Below are 20588 nucleotides of genomic sequence, written 5' to 3'. Positions count from 1 at the left end.
CGCTTAATGATCCTACCGCATATACCTTAAAGAAACTACTCCCACCTATAAAAGATAGTTTAGCTGCATACTTTACTTTATCTAACATCGTAAAAATATCGTTATCTTAAAAATGAAATAATCAAGATAACTATCCAATGGTAAGCGACTATCATCCAAAAGAATTGCTTATCAGGTGTCGCAAAATCTTTAATCACTTCGATCACTCTACTCTTTATCTCTGAACGAACATTAAACTTCGGATCGCCAAATGGAATATCATCTAACCTCAACTTAGAAAATCCTAACACAAGTAAATACCTCAACCATTTATTCGTAGTCTCTTCCTTAACAGTATTAATTGTCTGCAACTTTAGCATTGAGTAATCAACTCCTCTCTGTAGCATATTCTGTCTCTCTGTCTCTCCTATTTTTCCCATCGTCTTCTCCATCACTTTATCCATAATAGGGTCTAATAACACCTCCGCTTTATCATCTAAAATACGTCTAGCTACCTTTCTGAAAGCGTACTGCGTCGAAAAAGAAAACACAAAATAAATACTAATCAAGGTGATTAATAGTAAGACTGATAAATAAGGATAGTCAATAATAAATGTTCTAAATGAACTATGACGAACTTCTCCTAGTTTATTTGTATAACTACCATTAGATAGCAAGACTATACCTATAATCAAACTCAACACTGCACTAAATACTCCAAACACAGCGATCTTTAAAAAACTAACCACTCCATAACCAGAGATTTTTAGCCCATACTTTACATTATCTACCATATAATAGTTAATTAATTCACAAACAATAAAAATAAATAATTTTGTTAAATTAACTATTTTAAACTTTCATTTTTAAACAATATAACCTTGCAATAAACACTCAAGTAATAATAAATCAAAAATAAAGATTATATCCTCCGAAAAACTTATTATCAAACAGTAATCACCTCATATTCTGAATTTGGAATACTCGTCTCTAGACTATTACCTCAAGTCTTTTATTTAAGAAGTTACTCTATATAAACAGTATATCAACTCCTCAATCACAAAGCGTCATCACACTATAGTGCTTTAATTTATTATCATACTCTCTATCACTATTCAAAGAGCATAAAAAACCTCCTAAGCAATTATACTTAGGAGGTTTTCTAATTTTTATCTTCATATAAAATACATAACATTCTATAACGTAAATTAATTTTAAATACTCCAATAAATAAAGTCAATTACTAAATCAACGATATATACATTGAAGGTTTTAAAAATATCAAATCATAGTGACGATTATCAATTGTACTTACAGTCATATATATTTCATCATGCTCCACATTAACAGCAACAATCATACTAATTATACCAAAATTACTTTCTAAGTTATCAAATTTAGAATTAGGATATAATCTAGATAATGCCTTACTCCAACCTTCAATAATTAGAATACATTTTCTATTTATCCCTTCTTCTTTTTCTAAATCATAAAAACCATCGAAGCTTAATTCTATCTTTTTTTCATCTATAGCATAAACAAACTTACTTACAACTTCATCATCAAAAGTATATAGTAATTTATTATTTCTAATTAAATTCATATTCTTCTTATTTACTTAATCCTAATGTGCACTTCAGCGCTTCTAAAGTTTACTGATTAGATTATTCACCAAACCTACTGACACAACATATTTACCAGCCTGTACTAAGAACTGACTTCATTTATCTAATAAAATTAATCATTATTCACTCAACAGAATAACATTATTCATAGACCATAAAAAAAACTCCTAAGCAATTATACTTAGGAGTTTATATTTAAACAAATAACAATAATCAATTAATATCACTTCACTCTAACAAACTTTAACTATACCTCTTTATTAAAAAAGAATCCCATACCCTACCTTCAAATATAACAGGTAGTAAGAATCCTTCTTTCACTAATTCTTTTAGTTTTTCATTCAGTTTATCAACATCAATATCAACATGATAACAACTATCAATAAAATCCTTTAATTTTATTGAAGTAAATTGATAAGTTAAATCATCAATATAGCGTATAAAATTAAAGTCACATTTTATATTCCCTTTCTGGATGAAACAACCTCCACCATGATAATGGTATTCGTACCCATCAATATTACCATGTTTATAATTTTTAGTACCATTTGAATTAATATTAATCTTATAAATCTCCTGATATATATCTTCTTCAACCAAATTCAAACTACTTCTTATCACTTTTTCAAATTCATGAATAAATCTAACATATTCATTCAAATATTTCTTTATATCATTCATAACTATTTTGTTATATATAACCTCTTATCTTTCTTACCTAATACCAAGCATTACTTCTCGTAAAATAATTACTTCCTGACCATCTAAACAAGTGATCTTAATTTTATTGTCTACTACATCCCAAGATTCAAATATTTCGGGTAAATCTATTTGATCAATGATTTTAAAATTTTGCATCTCTATTTTTAAAATTTGAAGTTCTGTTATAACGAAAAGGAAATTATTGAATATTTGAGTATCATAAAAGAAATAATTAAGCTTAACAGAATCAATAACAACGTTTTCAATCATATTAATAACAATAAATTCAAGATCTATTCCTATCGTACAATATTGATTATTTATAATCTTTATTACAGGTACAACAATATCACTTCCCCATGCAAATTTGTATGCCACATTATTAATTAGAATTGTAGCAAAAACTCTATCAGTCATTTTTTCTTCAAAGAGATTTTTTACTTTAAGCTCTTGATATTTTTCTTTAGTAATCCGATCTACATTTGATACCATAATTATTGTTTAAACATTTTTGGAATAATTCTGACAACCGATGGCTGACTCATCATATTTCCATCTTTATAAAAAAAACCTACATCAATGATAAAAGAGCAATAAACTTTTCACTTTCTATTAGCAACAAAAAATTACTTGTATACACCCTAACTAAACTCCAACCGTTTCTTATTTCAAAATAGTCAGTAATATCATCTACAGACAACATATATTGTATATAATATTATTCTGTTATAATCAGCTTACAATTAACTCCAATTCTCTCAGCTTCATTACAAAACTCTTGTGCTAAGTCCATATCATCTACTTCTATAATTACCTTCTCTCCATCTAAAAAAGAATCAACATTGCCTTTAGCCTCTGACAATGACTTTCCAAGCATACTCATTTGAATTTTGCTTAAAGAAACTTTAGCTATACCTCTTTATTAAAAAGGAATTCCATACTCTACCTCCAAATATAACAGGTAGTAAAAATCCTTCTTTCACTAATTCTTTTAGTTTTTCATTCAGTTTATCATCATCAATATCAATATTATAATAACTATCAATAAAATCCTTTAATTTTATTGAAGTAAATTGATAAGTTAAATCATCAATATAGCGTATAAAATTAAAGTCACATTTTATATTCCCTTTCTGGATGAAACAACCTCCACCATGATAATGGTATTCATATCCATCAATGTTACCATGTTTATAATTTTTAGTACCATTTGAATTAATATTAATCTTATAAATCTCCTGATATATATCTTCCTCTTTAAGGTTTAATTCATCCCTAAGTATTTCTTCAAAATCATGAATAAACCTAACATATTCTCTCAGATATTTCTTTATATCATTCATAATTAATTTGTTGTATGTAGTCTCTTATCACTTTATCTATTCTTTATCCCCACTAACACTTCAACGATTACCTCATTCTTAAGAACTTTATTCACTAATAACAATCTTTAGCTATGCCTCTTTATTAAAAAGGAATTCCATACTCTACCTCCAAATATAACAGCTAGTAAAAATCCTTCTTTCACTAATTCTTTTAGTTTTTCATTCAGTTTATCAGCATCAATATCAACATGATAATAACTATCAATAAAATCCTTTAATTTTTTTGAAGTAAATTGATAGGTTAAATCATCAATATAGTGTACGAAGTCAAAATCGCATTTTATATCTCCCTTTTGAATAAAACATCCAGCTCCATGGTAATGATATTCATATCCATCAATCTTACCATGTTTATAATTTTTAGTGCCATTTGAGTTAATATTAATCTTATAAATCTCCTGATATATATCCTCTTCTTTAAGGTTTAATTTATCTCTAAGCGTTTCTTCAAAATCATGAATAAACCTAACATATTCACTCAGATATTTCTTTATATCATGCATAACTATTTTGTTATATATAACCTTTTATCTTTCTTACCTAATTCTTAGCATTACTTCTCGTTGAATAATTATTTCATTATCACTAATCAGTAGTTTCTTTTGCTACAGTATCGTCATGCTCACTAAATATTTTATCTACATTCTCTTTACGGTTCAAATCCCAATACCACCATTTATTAGGATTATTTCTCTCTAATAAAAAACGTCTTTGGTAAGCGACTTTAAACAACTCTAGAAAAAGAATAAAAACATTTACTAATTCATAATCTGGCAAATTAATTATATTCCTGAGGTTATACTCTTTTACATCTTTGCGAAGCATAACACAGGGGGTACAAGTCTCTTTAAGCCCGCTATTTTTAATCACAGCATCCACATCTGTAATTAAAGGTTTAGATTGTTGTATTAAAAAAACGAGGTCCTCTAAAAAAAGCCTTTTACTATCTTTTTTATTAAAGAGCTCTGTAACGACTTCTACCCCAATTATAGATTGTCCATAACTATTTACTATTACTTCCTTCTCTTTATTCATTATTTCTTCTAGCTTTTATTACTATACAAGGTCGATTAATATCTAATCCTTCCTACGAAAACATCTATCTTTCTAAGAATTCTACCAGTTGCAATTTTTGCTCCTACAAAAAGGATTCTTAACCTTACTAATCAACGGAAGTATTATATACCTAGTTGAAAGTAAACTGTTTTTGTATTGAAAATTACTTTGTACAGCGTAATAAAGTTAACTATTATTCTCTCAACTCTCTATCACTATTCAAACACCATAAAAAAATCCTAAGCAATTATACTTAGAAGTTAAATTTCATATCACTAAATAAAAACAAACACCACCTCCCTTCCCTTAATCACATCTTGACAGGATACTGCTCCCATAGTGATCGCATTAAAAATAGCCTTTATTATGTGAGCACTATCCCATAACTATGCGACCACTATGCGATAGTTCAAAAATAAACCAACAAAAAAGGCAGTAAAACCTCGGTTTTACTGCCTTCTCTGATATTTTATATTTTTGTTTAAAACGATCATTTCTATTTTCGATATTGTGCTATTGCTTTCTGTATAGCAGGTCTAAACTGTACGCTGATATAATCTTCACTAGTAGGTGCACTAAACATAAACATAGGATTCTCAGGAAACCCCTCTGTCGTTCTAAATAAGACGAAATAACTCTTACCTGCTTTACCCGCATTCATCCATTCGTCAAATTTATAATAATCCGCTACAGAGCGTCTCTCTCTCACCACGATCAGCACATCGTTTATCTCATTCCACTTGAGTTGCTTCTCTTTGAGCAGACTTTTATACGTCACTCCTTCTGCGTCTATACTTACTTTGATAAAAAAACATTTATAGACAAAAACGACAAATAGAAATAACATAACAGCACTGAGAGACTTGGCTAATCCATTGCCTACTTGTATAAAGAAAATAGACATCCCTAAAAAAGGAAGTAAACAAAATACGAATAGCAATATCTTACTCGTCAAATTATAATAACTAAACCTCATCTTATTTATGCTCTATTTTAGTTGTTATCGCTAATGCAGCAAGGTATCCGTTCGTCCATGCATTCTGAAAATTAAACCCTCCTGTGATGGCATCTATATTTAAAATCTCTCCTGCAAAATACAAATTATTGTGCAATTTACTTTCCATGGTTTTAAAGTTAACCTCTTTTAGGTCTACTCCTCCAGCAGTAACAAACTCGTCTTTAAACGTGCTTTTACCATTGACTTGATATTCTCCTTGAGTCAACTCCCCACATAGTATATCTAACTGCTTATTAGTCACATCTGCCCATTTGGTATCTTCTGCTATTCCTGATATCACGACCATGCGCTCCCATAGTCTATTAGGCAAGTCTAATTCTATACGCTTAATCACATTCTTTTTTGCATGATCTTTACGGATGCGTTGCAATTCTTCTTTTAGAGACTCGAAGCTGTGCTGTGGCATCCAATTTACTGTGATATGAAACTGATATTTCTTGTCTGCTAATATTCTGGCACCCCAAGCAGAAAGACGCAATATACCAGGTCCACTCATCCCCCAGTGGGTAATTAATAAAGGCCCTGATGCTTCTAGCTTAGTCCCTCTAACACTTACCTCAGCAGGTGTAGCTACTCCCATCAAATCTTTGATGCGCTTATCATTGATATTAAATGTAAATAATGAAGGTACAGGCTCTACGATCTTATGTCCTAATTCGGCTACTGTATTCCACATCTTAGGATTACTCCCCGTAGTCATGATTAGATAAGTAGATTCGTAGTTACCTGTTGTGGTATCTAGCTTCCAACTGTTCTCTTTCTTAAAGATGCCCTGTACACTACTACTCGTGATGACTTCTATCTTAAGCTTCTGTACTGCCTTCATAAAACAGTCTATAATAGTCTGAGAAGAGTCTGTATCAGGGAACATTCTACCATCCTCTTCTATCTTTAATGTCACGCCATGTCTATCAAACCACTCAATAGTATCACCTGAACAAAACTGATGAAAAGGCCCTAATAACTCTTTTGCACCGCGAGGGTAGAACTGCGTTAATTCTTTCGGATCAAAACAAGCATGAGTCACATTACATCTTCCTCCTCCTGATATTCTTACTTTAGAAAGCACTTCTTTTCCTCTCTCGATAATCGCTATTTTTAGTCCTTTATTTTGTTCTGCAAGATTAATTGCAGTAAAAAAACCTGCTGCTCCACCTCCGACTAATATGACATCATAATTCATTGAAAAACCTATTTTAACGTTTAAGACTCTCTTCTAGAGTTTTTTTATTGAGTGTAAAAAATTATCTTTACGCCAACAAAGATACTTACTTACGATCGCACCACTATCATTGTTAAATTAAGAATATGAAAAAATTACCTTTCTTAGCTTTAATTGTCTTGTTCTCTATGTGTAAATCTGCTTCTCACGTAGCGACGAAACCACCTAAAGAACTGACAGTAGATGAGCGTATCGAAAAAATCAAAGAGGAAGACAGACTTCCTGAAGAAGATGATGTAATGGATCTACCTGATTATGCTCAGGTGAGAGATGACTTTAGATCTGTAACAGACAAAACTAGAGATAGCTACCTTAGAGGAATGAATGCTTCCGCTGACAACTACTCTGTAGTCATCTTAACTAAAGGCTTTAAAGGAGAGAATATCTCTATCAAAGGAAATAGCAAGACCTACTACTACGCCATGACTATGAGTGATCTACGCTCTGGTATAGCGAAGTCTATCCGTGTAGACAACACGCAGAATATAGTATTAAAAGACAGTTATACAGGTGGCTCACTAACGATAGAAAGTGACCATGCTAAAATGTTTAAATTCATCTATGTGATGAAAAACAACGCAAATAAGGAGACTCCTTTTAAAGTAACATTTAGCAATACGCTACGTCCTGTTCGATAATCTTCAATAATGGAAAAAAGAGACCTTGTCCTTAGAATGATACAACAAACGGCTCAATTACTTAGAGCCGTTTTTAATTCGCTTCCTATCGATGACTTCGAGACCGAACAGCAATTACAAGACTTCACCTCGTCTCTTAAGGAGAACTTACACCTGGATCTAGACAAATTTATCCTGCTTAAAGATGAAGAAGCTCTAGCATCTTTATTAACCATAGAAGGAATGGATATCGAAAATATAGAATCACTGGCTGACATCCTAAGACTACTAGCTCTCAAAACTCAAGATGCTTTAAACGAAAAAAGTGCTCTACTAAATAGCAAAGCACTTCTGTTATTTCAATATGTATCAGATACATCTAAGACCTACGACTGGGGAAGAGAGAATAAAATTATCACCCTAAAAAGTCATCTAACTTAGTTCTTAGAAGCCCTCTTTTCTTTAGCTCCAATCACTAAGGCAAATAACAATACTACTACTGCCGAAATAAGCAGAAATAGCCCTATCCCAAAGTTTTGTATTGCTACTAGACTTGTACCTATAGATATCATTAATAATCCTACTATTAATAACCCTTTACTTCTCTTCATATTTCTTCTTGTTTCTACTTTTTTTATACGCTTTTACTACTGCCTCACCCATAAAAATGTCAGTACTTGCTTCTAAATGAAAATCAATATTATTTATTGATCTACTAACTTTGATTTTATTATCTTCAAATCCAATAAATGAAGCTACTAAAGTAAGCCTTTTAGTATTATATTTTTTAGGAATAACTAACTCATACTCTCCTTCCATATTAGTTTGAGTACCAATATTGGTTCCTTTAATCATAATAACTGTACCAGGTAATTCAAGGTTTGACTCATAAGCCTTTCCTTTAATCACTCTAGTGTCTTCAGACTTAATACTATTCTGAACAACTGTTGGTACAGAAGTACTTGTCTTAGTATCTTGACATACAGATTCCACCTTAGGTTTCTCTTGAGCTACAGCTGTACTTATAGTTGTTAGTGCTAACAAATTTACCATGGTAGCCACCATACCATTCAGTCCAAAAGACTTTCTGATCTTCTCCTCTTCTAAGTCTGCACCTATATACTGACGTGGAATACGCCCGCATATCCTTCCTTCTTTTTTTATGATAGCAATGATGTCCTTCTTACTTGCTTTAGAGAAGTCTACAACCACCTTATCACATACAGCACAGTGTCTCCCTTTATCTTGAGGAGTCATTTTATCCCAATCTTCATGACAGGGTTCTGGTATTTCGATTCTGTATTTCATAGTTACTATTATAGCGAATGATAACACAAACATAAATAATAAAAAACGCATAGATACCACTATGCGTTTTTTATTATTTAAAACTATTTGCTATTTTCTTCCAGCCTTCTTCTACCGACTTAGAGAATACTTTCTTCGTCTTATCTGCCTTTTCTACCACAGGTTTATCTACTTTGCCCTCGCTAGGTATAAATGCTCCTTTAGCTAGAATATTCTCTTCACCATTAAACAACATGACTTTTAAATCATATTCTCCCTTCTCTCCATCATTACAGCTCGTCACATAAGACACGATTACTTCTGTCACTCCATCATTATCTAAATCAGTCACCACCGTCCCCATAGGTACATATCCTATATATGGTGCAGGGCTTCCTTCACCACAGGGTACGACATCATACATCTTCATCGTCATCACATAGCCATTATCATCATCTTTATTCGTGAACATATACATATAGATTTCACCTTTCGTTCCAGAAGAATATTGACCAAACCCTTTCTGTGATAAGTCCCTATAAGGGAAATACCCTGTAGTCGTTAGGATCAATATTTTCTCTCCTTCTTTATCTTTCCAACTAATAGATTCCATTACAGTTCCTCTAAAGTCAAAGGTCTTCGGAATATCGTTATACAATAGCGTCTTTGCCTTAACAGGAGACTCCTTATCGTATATCTGCATCTTCCATTTAGGTTGTAAGGTACGCTCTAAGTTTCTTGTATTTTGTCCCATCACAACAGAAGAGATAAACAAAAAACTACAGCACAAAAAAAGTAATCTTGACATTATATACGTTATTAGAGTTTGATTTTTTCTTTATCCCATGATACCACCACAACACCTTTAGAATAATGTTGTGCGATCACATCAGCTTCTGTCAAATGCAGATTGCCTATACTATAATCAAACTCCATTGTATCAAATTTTATTGTTCTAATAGGCCATTCTTTATGGTGTATTTGATATCGAAACAGCTCCTCATGTACATATACATATAGACAATAACGCTCTGTCAACCACAAATCTAATTTAGACTTATTGGTTACTTTCTCCCCTTTCTGATACTCAAGCTTTAGAAAGAAATTCTTCTTCGAGTTTAAAGATAGATAAGCATTTTTCTCACGTAGTATATCTGACTTCGCATAAGGCAACCCAGATATCGTACGAGATACAAATGCAGATAGGCTCTTTCCTACTTCTATATTGATAAAATAAACTCCAGGCTTTCCATCTATCACAACATAAGTACGCACGTTGATCTCATCAAAATCAGATACCATACTCACCGCAGGTAAACGACGTGGACGAATATTCTCCATCGTGAATGGCACGATAGATACATAGTACTTCCCGTCTAGACTATCCAGTTCTAAATCTTCTGGCACTAAGGGTCTCAGTACCTCTAAAGGCACTTCAAAATGTAAAAAGATAGCTCTATTCCACTCTTGATAGAACTTCCAAGGGCCTTCAGGCAATGCCCAAGGGCGATGGGATACTGAACTTAACACATCATCTATTTGGCTCATATTGTATTTTTTTACTAAGCAATTTACATAAATAAATACAACCTTCTTACTATTTAAAGACAATTAATCGCAATCAAATATCCTCAAACCATCAAAAGCTGAATAGAAGCTACCTTATCACTATATTCATTAATTCACTTCAGCTGTCCACTCTATCCCACTGATATCTATCAGTCGAAGAACAACACTCTGTTTAGGATGCTCAACACTTGGCTCAAAAGTAAGATCAGCCTTCGCTCCTAAAGGAATAATCAAACTGTGTTTACCAGGAGCTATCTTAGCTACATAGCGATTGCTGATTTGCTCTTTACTCAGTTTAGACAGTGCTTCTCCATCCCACTTTTGGATAACTTCTCCATCCATAGTTTCTAATTGCACGCCTATAAGGAATGATCCATATACATCTGCACCTTCTACACGATATACTTCAAACTTCAACTGTCCTTCTCTCCAAGTCACATCTGCCAACTCTAGCTTAGGCTTAACAGACTTATTGTGTAGAGTACCAAACACTCCTCCGTGGAAAACTTGATTCGTATATAACGTCAATAATAACACTGCAAAAGATCCTATGAATACCACAGGCTTAAGATTCTTAATAGGTAATTCTCCTGAACCTAAGAACCCAAACCACTTCTTAGTCGTAAATGCCTTGCCTTTCTTTGCAAAATAATAGTCTAGAGAACCGTATCCTCCTCCTGTCAAGAATAACATAAACCCTGTAGCTACACCTAGTACTCCTATCTGCCATTCGTCTAGACATGTTGTCCCTATCCAGCCAGAACCTAGTAAGATTCCCATCGCCAAAAAGAATACCCCTACAGACATTAGTCTAGTGAATAGACCTAACATGATAAACAATCCAACAATAGCCTCTACTATTGTAAAAATAACCATCGCCCACCATAGCATATCAGGATTACTCACTAGATATTCTATAAGCGGTTTTATACCTAAAGCGTTTGGCAAAAAGTGATTAAACTTCGCGCCGATATATCCCGCTTCTTCTTCTATTAATTTGTTCTCTAATATTAACCTACGCCAAAAAGCAGAAAAATAAGTCCATCCAACTACTAAGCGAATTCCAAGTGTAAAAAATCCAGCCGTTGTATACGACTGCTTATTAAAAATTTGCATGATTTTAAATTAAAATAGTGTAATCAATTTGTTTTAACTCATTAAAATACACACCCATATATCGTTATTCCATCGTTCATTCTAGAGAATAACAATGCTTAGGTAAGTATATAATTCCTTACGCTATAGCTAATTTAAACTGCTGATATAATATATATTTAGGAGGGTCGGTTCCTGCTATATTAAGAATATAGTCTAGTTGTACTCCCTTACTGTGGTGAAATAAAGCCAAGTCTACTCCCGTTGTATAAGCCAACGAACTCAACGATATTCCTTTTACTTTTTGTTTTAACTGCTTTGAAGAAACAGTTACAGATGAAGTCTCTACATCACAAGAGATCTGATTAATACCTAATGCTTTATTTGCATTCAAAGGACGTTCTACCTGAAGTCCTGATACCTCAAAAAAAGCCTTCTTAGCAGAACAACCTACTGTAGTAAACATCAAGAGTGCTATCCATAGATAACACTGTAATTGTACCGCTACTTTCTTTTTTAAGGTTAACATTTAGATATATAATCTCATCATTAAAGGCTCAAAAATAGCCCTTTAAGTTTAATTTTAACAATTACAATTGACAAAGTATTGTTAAACTAAACTTGTTAGATGTACAAGAAAGTTCTCTTCCTCTAGTCCTTCAACCTTAAAACGAGCTACTGTACTAGGACACATCCTCTCTCTAGACAATACAGCCACACACTGTTCATAATCTGCTAAGCCATAAAAAGAACTTCCTAGATCTACCATTACACCTTGTGGGTAAAAACAGACTATCTCTCCTTCTACCTGATCACCTAGCTCCTTTTTAAATACAACCCAATGCTCTTCATAAGGTACTTTACTCTGTGACCATTGATCGAGAAACTCCTTAGAGCTTATTTCTTTTAAAAACTCTTTATCCTCTTCTTCTAACAACGCTTCAGGCAAAAAGAACACCTGATCTCTTATCTCGATATAGCTATTCGTCCAACAGCCATTATGATTAGTCACACTACGCAGATAATAACCTTCTTCAGACACCTCATAATAACTGATACAGCCTTCCACTCCTTCGAGTTCTAAATGATCATAACTATAATATGCGTTCATATTTATTACTATTAATGAGGTATAAACTCATAAGGCATACACATTACCCTTTCTAATTTTCGCATTAACTCTTCTTCTGTATCTACATAAATAGTATGATGCTCTACTATATTATTTAAGTGAACAAGGGTTGCTCCTTTAGCAATAGGGTGTTTAAGCTTCACCAACGATACCTTAAACTGATTATCTGTCCAGATTACCTCTATAAACAGTTTATCATTACTAGCGAAGTACAGTAGCTCATTGGATTGATAACTCTTCTTTCCTCTTATCAGCTTATGAACGACAACATACCAATACCCATACTGAACAAACTGTAGCAAATCCTGATCTGTCTGATTCAATAACTTTTGTACAACCTCTTTCACACTTCCCAGATCATGACTCTGACAAAGGACTTCATACTTCCTAAAATCTCCCTCATAATCCCAACTACCGAGCACACGATTATACTCCATATATTCTACTTCATACCCTACCTTATCATTACTATACATCACATATATACCTATACCATCCTTTATATTCTCAGCCGTAAATAATAAAGTATCTTCTAGATATCCCTCTCCTATTGGGTTATTAATACCTACAGACCAATGTTCTGATACTGCCAGTGCCCATGACCACTGCGTGGACTTTTCTATTTTCTCTATAATTTCTCTCTGACGCTTATAAAGTTGAGCTAAGTACTTACCATCACTTTCTTTCTTCTCATCTCCTTCTATATACGATAACCAACCTTTTAAGAGATCAATGAATACCAACTTCCCTTCTGCTGTTAGATCATCTTCATATAGAACTATTTCAGATTTTAGCATTCCATATTCATCAAAATTACTTGAAGAAACAAGACGCTTATTCTCAGCAAAACTCAACAAGGTCACAATCCCTTCTTTGGGAACTTCCTTGTGATTTGCTAAGTACTCGTTTATATCGAATATGACTCTTCTCATGGTATTCTTTTTATTGTGCTAAACGATCTAGTCTTTTATCATTCTTATACAGTGTCAAAAATACGAAAGACTATAATAATACTTTCTACCTGTGGCGATATTGCTTACTTATGCCTACTAATAAACATTTATGGTCACATAAAATGGAACACTATACAATAAAAAAAGAGGCTATCCTACAACAGATAACCTCTCCAGATTGTCATTCTCTCCAACTTGCTCATAAAGATTCAGACTTTCTTTACTTAAAACCTACATTAAGCATTAGTAAAGCCTTATGGTCAACATCTCTATTTAATTAAATCAGTACTCAAAACATAGCACTTATGCTTCTTCTTTAATTAATGATAGTCTCTTTGCGATATCAACCTAAGCACCACTAATGAATCCAATAGATTTTGTTTTAAAAATACTATATTATGAAAGGATAAATATAAAGCATTAAAATCAAAAATAGTAGTTAAACTTCTAAAAAAGAATCATATTCTCAAAGTTTGCTATTACTTCATATCCTTTAGAACTAAAATACTCCAAAGGGTCATTTTTAGAAGCTACCATCACAAAATCTCCTCCCCAGCCTCCTAGACTTTTGACTGATCCATCGAAGTCCGCAAATAAACTTTGCTTCACAGTAGCGACTCCTAAGACCTCACTCATAATCTGCTCATGCTCATCCATTAGAGCACAGAACGCCTCTAATGTAGTGCTAACAGACATCGCCTTACTAATCTCTGATATACGCTCTACCTGATGGCGAATACCATGACGTTTCGCTTTAAAATTAGCAATAGCCTCTTTACTGCTCTTCTTCTGATTTAGATATACGAAATATAAATGCTCTTTAAAAGACGGGTTAAAAGACACCTGCTCTACCTCAGGATGGTTTACATCAGTTAAGGTATAAAAGATTCCTTGATCATGACGCGCACAGGCAATATCATATCCACTACCCCCAAATGACTCCTGCAATAGTTGATATGGGTTAATATTAAACCACTGCGCTACATTATTAATCCAAGTAGAAGAAGTCCCTAATCCCCATAAACGAGGAAAAGTTAACTCAGATACCACTTCATACCCTAGAGTATGCTCTAGGATAGAAGGATTCTGTCTATGAGCAGCACGCAGTACATCTACTAGCGTTTTATAATACTCTGATTGATGTTCGATTTCATGTGTACCTAGTACATCTTGAAGAGGCACTACCTCACTCATCCAGATACTTCCATCCACATCATAGCTCGTCCAATGAATACAGTCACCTTCCTTCTCCTTTACCTTCAGTGATTGTCCATACTTAGTAGGCAAAGCAAAAGCCTTAGCCCCTTCTAGCACGACATACTCTCCTGAGATAAGCAGTTTTCCGTTACTATAATATTCTTTCACCATTATTTGCGAAGGCTTTCTAGCAGTTCTACCACTGCACTATGAGATACTACATTCTTTTCGAAATGAGCTACTACTTTTACTCTTTCTGCATCTGTTGCTTTGAACTGGTTTAGGATATTCATTAAGTGCATCTTCATGTGTCCTTGTTGAATGCCTGTCGTTGTCAATGATTTTACAGCAGCGAAGTTCTGTGCTAATCCAGCTACTGCTATGATTTGCATTAACTCAGTAGCAGATGGACTCTGAAGCATCTTTAAAGCTACCTTTACCATAGGGTGTAATGAAGTTAATCCTCCCACAGTTCCTAGTGCTAGTGGCAAATCAATCCAGAACTTAAAGATACCATTCTCTATACTAGCATGAGATAAACTGCTATACTGACCACTGCGAGCAGCATAAGCATGTACTCCTGCCTCGATAGCTCTGAAGTCATTCCCTGTAGCTAACACCACAGCATCTACCCCATTCATCACTCCCTTATTATGTGTTACTGCTCTAAAAGGCTCTACCTCTGCGATACGCACAGCTTGTACAAATTTCTCTGCAAATAACTGCGGTTCTTTAATATCCTTCCCTTTCAGGTCTTCGATCGGACAGCTAACTTCAGCTCTTACCACACAGTTAGGTACATAGTTAGACAGAATACTCATCACTACATCTACTGCTTTCTCCTCTTCTGTAAACGCTGTACAGTTCATCGCCTCCGCTTTTAGTGTTTTAGCGATTTGCTCTAGACAAGAGTTAATGAAGTTTGCCCCCATACTATCTTTTGTCTCGAATGTCACATGCAGCTGATAATAATTATCCACATCAGCAGTCTTATCTCTTAGCTCGATCGCTGAGATACCTCCACCGCGTTTCTGCATATTCTGTGTGATAGAGTTCGTATCTTCATAGAACTTACTATCTATATCTTTAATAAACTGAACTAGTTTATTCTTGTCTCCTTTATATATAAAGTGTACTTGTCCTATCTTCTCTGTTCCTAATATAGTAGTCTTAAATCCGCCTCGTTCTGACCAGAACTTAGCAGCCTTAGAAGCTGCAGCTACTACAGAACTCTCTTCTATCACCATCGGAATAGTATACCATCTATCGTTAATTCTAAAGTTAGGAGCTACACCAAAAGGCAAATAGAAATTCGTAATCGTATTCTCTATAAACTCATCGTGAAGCTTCTGTAATTCCTCATCTGAATTCCAATATTGTTCTATCAATTCTACTGTATCAGCAGAATTAGAAAAATAGGTTTGTGCTATCCAATTGATTTTGTCTTGTTTACTCAACTTAGAGAATCCATTAATATTACCTTCCATCTTTATTTTTGTTTATGCCACAAAGATAACTCATTCTTACAAGGTTAAAAAAACTAAAAAAACAGCTATTAGTACTTTTTGTTTATGATATTATGATTTTTATTACCAAAATAGCTTCAACAGAATTAGACTTTTTTTGGTTTATTCGAAAAATAAATTGGTGTAAATCATATTTTTTCATTAAAATTGGAAGTTTTTTCGATTAAATAGATAATGAAACACCTTAACCTAACCCTACTATTTTGTATCATAGCTACCCAAATTGGGTTGGCTCAGAAACAAATTGCACAAGAAGAAATTTGGAACGGCACATTTAGAACGAAAGTAATGCAATCCGTTAATTCGATGGAAAAATCGAATCAATACTCACGCATTGAGCGCATTGCTAAAGACCACCAAGAAATAAACCTTTATAACTTCGAAACACTAGAAAAAGCAAAAACAATCTTTTCTACTAGTGCATTTAAAGATATTAAATCGATAGATACTTATATCTTCGATCATAAAGAAGAACAATTATTAATAGGAACGAACACCACTCCTATTTACCGTCGTTCTGCTTTAACTGATTTTTATTTGTTCAACCCAACTAAAAATTCATTAGTTAAAATAGCAGATCACAAAATATCTGAACCGACATTCTCTAATGATGGTTCTAAAATAGCTTATGCATATCAGAACAACTTATATATCTATGATATCGCTTCTCAAAAGACACAACAGATAACGAATGATGGTAAGAAAAATCACATCATCAATGGTATCTCTGATTGGGTATACGAAGAAGAGTTTGGTATTGTACGCATGTTTGATTGGAATAAGAATGGAGACAAGATAGCTTATATCAAATTTGATGAGACTGACGTTCCAGAATATTCAATGGATGTATACGGAACAGGACTTTATCCTACTCAAGACAAGTTTAAATATCCTAAAGCAGGAGAAAAGAACTCTCTAGTATCTATCCATATCTACGATGTGAAGTCTAACCAGACAAGTAAAGTAGACTTAAGCGAGTTCAACGATTTCTATATCCCTAGAATCAAATGGACAAATGACAATCAATACTTAAGTGCTCAAATCATCAATAGACATCAAAATGACTTAAAAGTATTCTTCATCGATGGAAATACATTAAGCAAAAAACTGATTCTAAATGAGAAAGATAAAGCTTATGTAGATGTAGCTACACTTAGCTTCTTAGACAACAACGATTTCGTATGGTTAAGTGAGAGAGATGGTCATAACCACCTATACTACTATAACAAAGAAGGTAAATTAGTAAACCAAATCACTAAAGGGAATTGGGAAGTAACGGATTACTACGGTATCGATACTAAATCTAAGAAACTTTATTTCCAGTCTGTAGAAGAAGGTTCTATCTATAGAGGAGTGTATTCTATAGACCTTAATGGAAAAAATAAAAAGAAACTATCTGAGAAACTAGGAACGAATAGAGCTATATTCAGCCCTAACTTCGAACAGTTTATCAATGTGTACTCTTCTAGTACAGTAGCTCCTACTTACACTTTACAACAATCTAAAACAGGTAAAGTGGTAAAAGAAATTCTAAACAATAAAGAATTAGAGAGCAAATTAGTAGACTATAACTTGCCTACTAAAGAATTCATACAGATTCCTACAGTTAACGGATTACAGCTTAACGCTTGGGTGATGAAACCTAAAGACTTTGATCCTGCTAAGAAATATCCTGTGTTTATGTATCAGTACAGTGGCCCTGGATCACAACAAGTAGCTGATAAATGGCTAGACTCTAACGACTACTGGCATGCTATGCTTACTCAGAAAGGGTATATCGTAGTAACTGTAGATGGTAGAGGAACAGGATTCAGAGGAGCTGAGTTTAAAAAAATGACACAAAACCAATTGGGTAGATATGAAGTAGATGACCAAATCATCGCTGCTAAATACCTAGGTCAACAATCTTATGTATATGCTAGCAGAATAGGTATCTGGGGATGGAGCTACGGAGGGTTTATGTCTTCGAATGCTATCCTACAAGGAAACGATGTATTCAAACTAGCTATCGCTGTAGCACCAGTGATTAACTGGAGATACTATGACAGTATCTATACTGAACGCTATATGACTACTCCACAGGAGAATCAAGCTGGATATGATGATAACTCACCTATCACACATGCTTCTAAACTAAAAGGTCGCTACCTTCTAGTACACGGTACTGCTGACGACAACGTACACGTACAGAATGCTATGACCATGATAGAAGCGTTAGTACAAGAGAACAAAGACTTCGACTGGCTAATCTATCCAGATAAGAATCACGGTATCTCAGGAGGAAATACAAGATTACAATTATATACAAAGATGACTAATTTCATCTTAAACAATTTATAAGCCAAAATAACCTTACACCTAAAACCAACCAAAGTACTATATCACCAATAAGTACGAACTAAAACAAACTAATATTTACTTAAATGTCAGCAGAAACAGCTACAAACTCAAACCTGTTTAAATCTAATGTGCTTGGGCACCCAGCAGGGTTATTCGTTCTTTTCTTTACAGAGATGTGGGAGCGATTCTCTTTCTACGGAATGAGAGTATTGTTAATTCAATTCTTAACAGCTAAAGTTATCTTTGGCGATGCATTCTCAGGATGGGGATGGTCAGCAGAACAAGCAGGTGCACTATACGGTACTTATGCCATGCTATTATACTTAACACCTATCTTAGGTGGAGTTATTGCAGATAAATATATCGGTTCTAGATGGGCTGTAATTATCGGAGCTATCATCATGACTTTAGGTCACGCATCGATGGCTGCAGAAGGAATTTCTAAACTATGGTTCTTCGTAGGACTTGCATGTCTTGTGATTGGTACAGGTTTCTTTAAACCAAATATGCCTTCTATCTTAGGAGAAATGTACAAATCATTACCAGACAAAAAAGATGCTGCGTATACCATCTTCTATATGGGTGTAAACTCAGGTGCTTTCTTCGGAATGATGTTATGTGGATACTTAGCAGAGACTAAAGGATGGCACTACGGATTCGGATTAGCAGGTATCTTCATGCTATTAGGTACAATCCAATTCTGGTTAGCTAAACCATTAATGGGAGACTTAGGTGAGCTTAAAAAAGTAGACACTACAGTAGAGAAAACACCAGAGCAGATCAAAGAAGATCAAGACACTAAAAACCCTTACACACTAGTAGATTATATCTTAATCGCTATCGTATCTGTAATCGGTTTATTATATGCTTTCAATGATCCATTATCTAAAAACGGAGTACTAGATCTATTTGCATTCTTAGACACAGAAGCATTAAGAGGACAGAACATCATGGCTATTCTAGCCCTTATCACGTTCTTATACTTAGTGATCTCACGTATCTTGCGTTATGGAAAAGTGATTAGAGACAGAATGTTTGCTGTAATCTTATTAGCATTCTTCTTAATGTTCTTCTTCATGAGTTTCGAACAAGGGGCTACATCGTTAGTACTTGTAGCGAGAGACTATGTAGACAGATCGTTAGAAGGAACTGCATTACTAGCTTTCAACATTATCAATACATGTCTTACAGTGATTCCATTGTTAATCATCTCATGGGTACTTGTATTATTAGCAAAAGCTACTTGGTCAAAAATCGCGATGTCTAATATTATATTATTCGTGTGTTTTGCAGGTATCTGGGCTATGGCTATCTATATGTTGAACGCAGAGTTTAATAAAGAAGTATCTGAGATCACTGTATCTTGGTTCTCTATCTTGAACTCATTCTTCATTATTTCTTTAGCATCTACAGTGTCTAAACTGTGGGATTCTAAGTATAATCCATCAGCTGCATTTAAGTACGGTATCGGATTAATCTTCGTAGCTATCGGATTCTTAATCTTAGGTTTAGGATCTATGGGAGCTACTGACGGAGTAAAAATGTCGATTATATTCTTAATATTAACGTACTTATTCCATACCTTAGGGGAATTATTTATCTCACCTGTAGGACTGTCTTATGTTTCTAAACTAGTACCTGGCAAGATGCTTGCATTCATGTTCGGTATGTGGTATTTAGCCTTAGCTATCGCTCAGAAATTTGCAGCCATCTTAGGGGGACAAATCGAAAATATTAAAGAAGAGTACTCACTTAGTCACTTCTTCTTCCTATTCACATTAATACCTTTTGCAGCAGCAATCATGGTAATGCTAGTGAACCCATTATTGAAAAAACTAATGCACGGTGTTCGATAAGAACACAGTGCATTGCACAATAATAAATA

24 protein-coding genes are annotated in these 20588 nt (G+C 33.9%); 4 read left to right on the top strand and 20 right to left on the bottom strand.

The window, feature by feature from the left end:
- Positions 1 to 101: 101 nt before the first annotated feature.
- From MPR_RS02010 to MPR_RS01970, 10 genes are all read right to left on the bottom strand, one after another.
- The gene (locus tag MPR_RS02010; protein WP_041888717.1) at positions 102 to 773 is read right to left on the bottom strand and encodes a hypothetical protein; all 672 of its coding nucleotides are present in this window, start codon (positions 771 to 773) and stop codon (positions 102 to 104) included.
- A gap of 449 nt (positions 774 to 1222) precedes the next feature.
- On the bottom strand, positions 1223 to 1582 hold the full coding sequence (locus tag MPR_RS02005) for a hypothetical protein (RefSeq protein WP_041888715.1): 360 nt from the start codon (positions 1580 to 1582) through the stop codon (positions 1223 to 1225).
- Positions 1583 to 1847: 265 nt separating this feature from the next.
- Positions 1848 to 2285 (bottom strand): DUF6896 domain-containing protein, encoded by a 438-nt coding sequence (locus MPR_RS02000; protein ID WP_041888713.1) that lies wholly within the window; start codon positions 2283 to 2285, stop codon positions 1848 to 1850.
- A gap of 33 nt (positions 2286 to 2318) precedes the next feature.
- Positions 2319 to 2798, bottom strand: coding sequence for a hypothetical protein (locus MPR_RS01995; RefSeq protein ID WP_041888711.1), 480 nt, complete (start codon positions 2796 to 2798; stop codon positions 2319 to 2321).
- 226 nt (positions 2799 to 3024) lie between these two features.
- Positions 3025 to 3189, bottom strand: a complete 165-nt coding sequence (locus MPR_RS18650; RefSeq protein ID WP_158438863.1) for a hypothetical protein — start codon at positions 3187 to 3189, stop codon at positions 3025 to 3027.
- A gap of 22 nt (positions 3190 to 3211) precedes the next feature.
- Positions 3212 to 3649 (bottom strand): DUF6896 domain-containing protein, encoded by a 438-nt coding sequence (locus MPR_RS01990; protein ID WP_041888709.1) that lies wholly within the window; start codon positions 3647 to 3649, stop codon positions 3212 to 3214.
- Positions 3650 to 3756: 107 nt separating this feature from the next.
- Entirely contained in the window at positions 3757 to 4194 is a 438-nt protein-coding gene (locus MPR_RS01985) for a DUF6896 domain-containing protein (RefSeq protein ID WP_175469354.1), read from the bottom strand.
- Between the two features lie 82 nt (positions 4195 to 4276).
- Positions 4277 to 4726 carry a DUF5958 family protein gene (locus MPR_RS01980; protein ID WP_041888706.1) on the bottom strand — a complete coding sequence of 150 codons (450 nt, stop codon included), beginning with the start codon at positions 4724 to 4726 and terminating at the stop codon, positions 4277 to 4279.
- A gap of 517 nt (positions 4727 to 5243) precedes the next feature.
- Positions 5244 to 5723 carry a hypothetical protein gene (locus MPR_RS01975; RefSeq protein WP_041888705.1) on the bottom strand — a complete coding sequence of 160 codons (480 nt, stop codon included), beginning with the start codon at positions 5721 to 5723 and terminating at the stop codon, positions 5244 to 5246.
- A 1-nt stretch (position 5724) separates the two neighbouring features.
- Positions 5725 to 6948: a BaiN/RdsA family NAD(P)/FAD-dependent oxidoreductase gene (locus tag MPR_RS01970; RefSeq protein ID WP_041888703.1), complete on the bottom strand. Its 1224-nt coding sequence runs from the start codon at positions 6946 to 6948 to the stop codon at positions 5725 to 5727.
- 125 nt (positions 6949 to 7073) lie between these two features.
- Between MPR_RS01970 and MPR_RS01965 the strand changes: the two genes are divergently transcribed.
- Together MPR_RS01965 and MPR_RS01960 are read left to right on the top strand one after the other, a co-directional pair.
- Positions 7074 to 7625 carry a hypothetical protein gene (locus MPR_RS01965; RefSeq protein ID WP_041888701.1) on the top strand — a complete coding sequence of 184 codons (552 nt, stop codon included), beginning with the start codon at positions 7074 to 7076 and terminating at the stop codon, positions 7623 to 7625.
- Between the two features lie 9 nt (positions 7626 to 7634).
- A complete protein-coding gene (locus tag MPR_RS01960; protein ID WP_041888699.1) occupies positions 7635 to 8045 on the top strand; it encodes a hypothetical protein in 411 nt (136 codons plus the stop codon).
- Here MPR_RS01960 and MPR_RS18710 read toward each other — a convergent pair.
- The 10 genes from MPR_RS18710 to MPR_RS01915 form a co-directional block, all read right to left on the bottom strand.
- Entirely contained in the window at positions 8042 to 8215 is a 174-nt protein-coding gene (locus MPR_RS18710; protein ID WP_167541462.1) for a hypothetical protein, read from the bottom strand. The two genes, MPR_RS01960 and MPR_RS18710, sit on opposite strands and share 4 nt — an antisense overlap.
- Positions 8202 to 8912, bottom strand: coding sequence for a carboxypeptidase-like regulatory domain-containing protein (locus MPR_RS01955; protein ID WP_235280502.1), 711 nt, complete (start codon positions 8910 to 8912; stop codon positions 8202 to 8204). The genes MPR_RS18710 and MPR_RS01955 overlap by 14 nt, the downstream gene beginning before the upstream one ends.
- 73 nt (positions 8913 to 8985) lie before the next feature.
- The gene (locus MPR_RS01950) at positions 8986 to 9699 is read right to left on the bottom strand and encodes a M949_RS01915 family surface polysaccharide biosynthesis protein (protein ID WP_006257515.1); all 714 of its coding nucleotides are present in this window, start codon (positions 9697 to 9699) and stop codon (positions 8986 to 8988) included.
- Between the two features lie 11 nt (positions 9700 to 9710).
- The gene (locus MPR_RS01945) at positions 9711 to 10439 is read right to left on the bottom strand and encodes a YqjF family protein (protein ID WP_041888695.1); all 729 of its coding nucleotides are present in this window, start codon (positions 10437 to 10439) and stop codon (positions 9711 to 9713) included.
- Positions 10440 to 10568: 129 nt separating this feature from the next.
- Entirely contained in the window at positions 10569 to 11576 is a 1008-nt protein-coding gene (locus MPR_RS01940; protein WP_041888693.1) for a TQO small subunit DoxD, read from the bottom strand.
- A gap of 118 nt (positions 11577 to 11694) precedes the next feature.
- Positions 11695 to 12084: a hypothetical protein gene (locus MPR_RS01935; RefSeq protein WP_041888691.1), complete on the bottom strand. Its 390-nt coding sequence runs from the start codon at positions 12082 to 12084 to the stop codon at positions 11695 to 11697.
- Between the two features lie 81 nt (positions 12085 to 12165).
- Positions 12166 to 12666, bottom strand: a complete 501-nt coding sequence (locus MPR_RS01930; protein ID WP_041888689.1) for a hypothetical protein — start codon at positions 12664 to 12666, stop codon at positions 12166 to 12168.
- 11 nt (positions 12667 to 12677) lie between these two features.
- Complete coding sequence (locus MPR_RS01925; RefSeq protein WP_041888687.1) at positions 12678 to 13619, bottom strand: hypothetical protein; 942 nt, start codon at positions 13617 to 13619, stop codon at positions 12678 to 12680.
- Between the two features lie 468 nt (positions 13620 to 14087).
- Positions 14088 to 15008: a GYDIA family GHMP kinase gene (locus MPR_RS01920; RefSeq protein WP_041888685.1), complete on the bottom strand. Its 921-nt coding sequence runs from the start codon at positions 15006 to 15008 to the stop codon at positions 14088 to 14090.
- Positions 15008 to 16324 (bottom strand): hydroxymethylglutaryl-CoA reductase, degradative, encoded by a 1317-nt coding sequence (locus tag MPR_RS01915; RefSeq protein ID WP_041888683.1) that lies wholly within the window; start codon positions 16322 to 16324, stop codon positions 15008 to 15010. Before MPR_RS01915 ends, MPR_RS01920 begins: the two co-directional genes overlap by 1 nt.
- 213 nt (positions 16325 to 16537) lie before the next feature.
- On the opposite strand from MPR_RS01915, the gene MPR_RS01910 reads away from it, so the two are divergent.
- Together MPR_RS01910 and MPR_RS01905 are read left to right on the top strand one after the other, a co-directional pair.
- Positions 16538 to 18703: a S9 family peptidase gene (locus tag MPR_RS01910; protein WP_041888682.1), complete on the top strand. Its 2166-nt coding sequence runs from the start codon at positions 16538 to 16540 to the stop codon at positions 18701 to 18703.
- Positions 18704 to 18786: 83 nt separating this feature from the next.
- On the top strand, positions 18787 to 20559 hold the full coding sequence (locus tag MPR_RS01905) for a peptide MFS transporter (protein ID WP_041888681.1): 1773 nt from the start codon (positions 18787 to 18789) through the stop codon (positions 20557 to 20559).
- Positions 20560 to 20588: the final 29 nt, after the last annotated feature.

The organism is Myroides profundi, assembly GCF_000833025.1.
Taxonomy (GTDB): domain Bacteria; phylum Bacteroidota; class Bacteroidia; order Flavobacteriales; family Flavobacteriaceae; genus Flavobacterium; species Flavobacterium profundi_A.
Note: the sequence above shows the minus strand (reverse complement) of the source record. Positions and strands in the feature narration are given on the sequence as shown.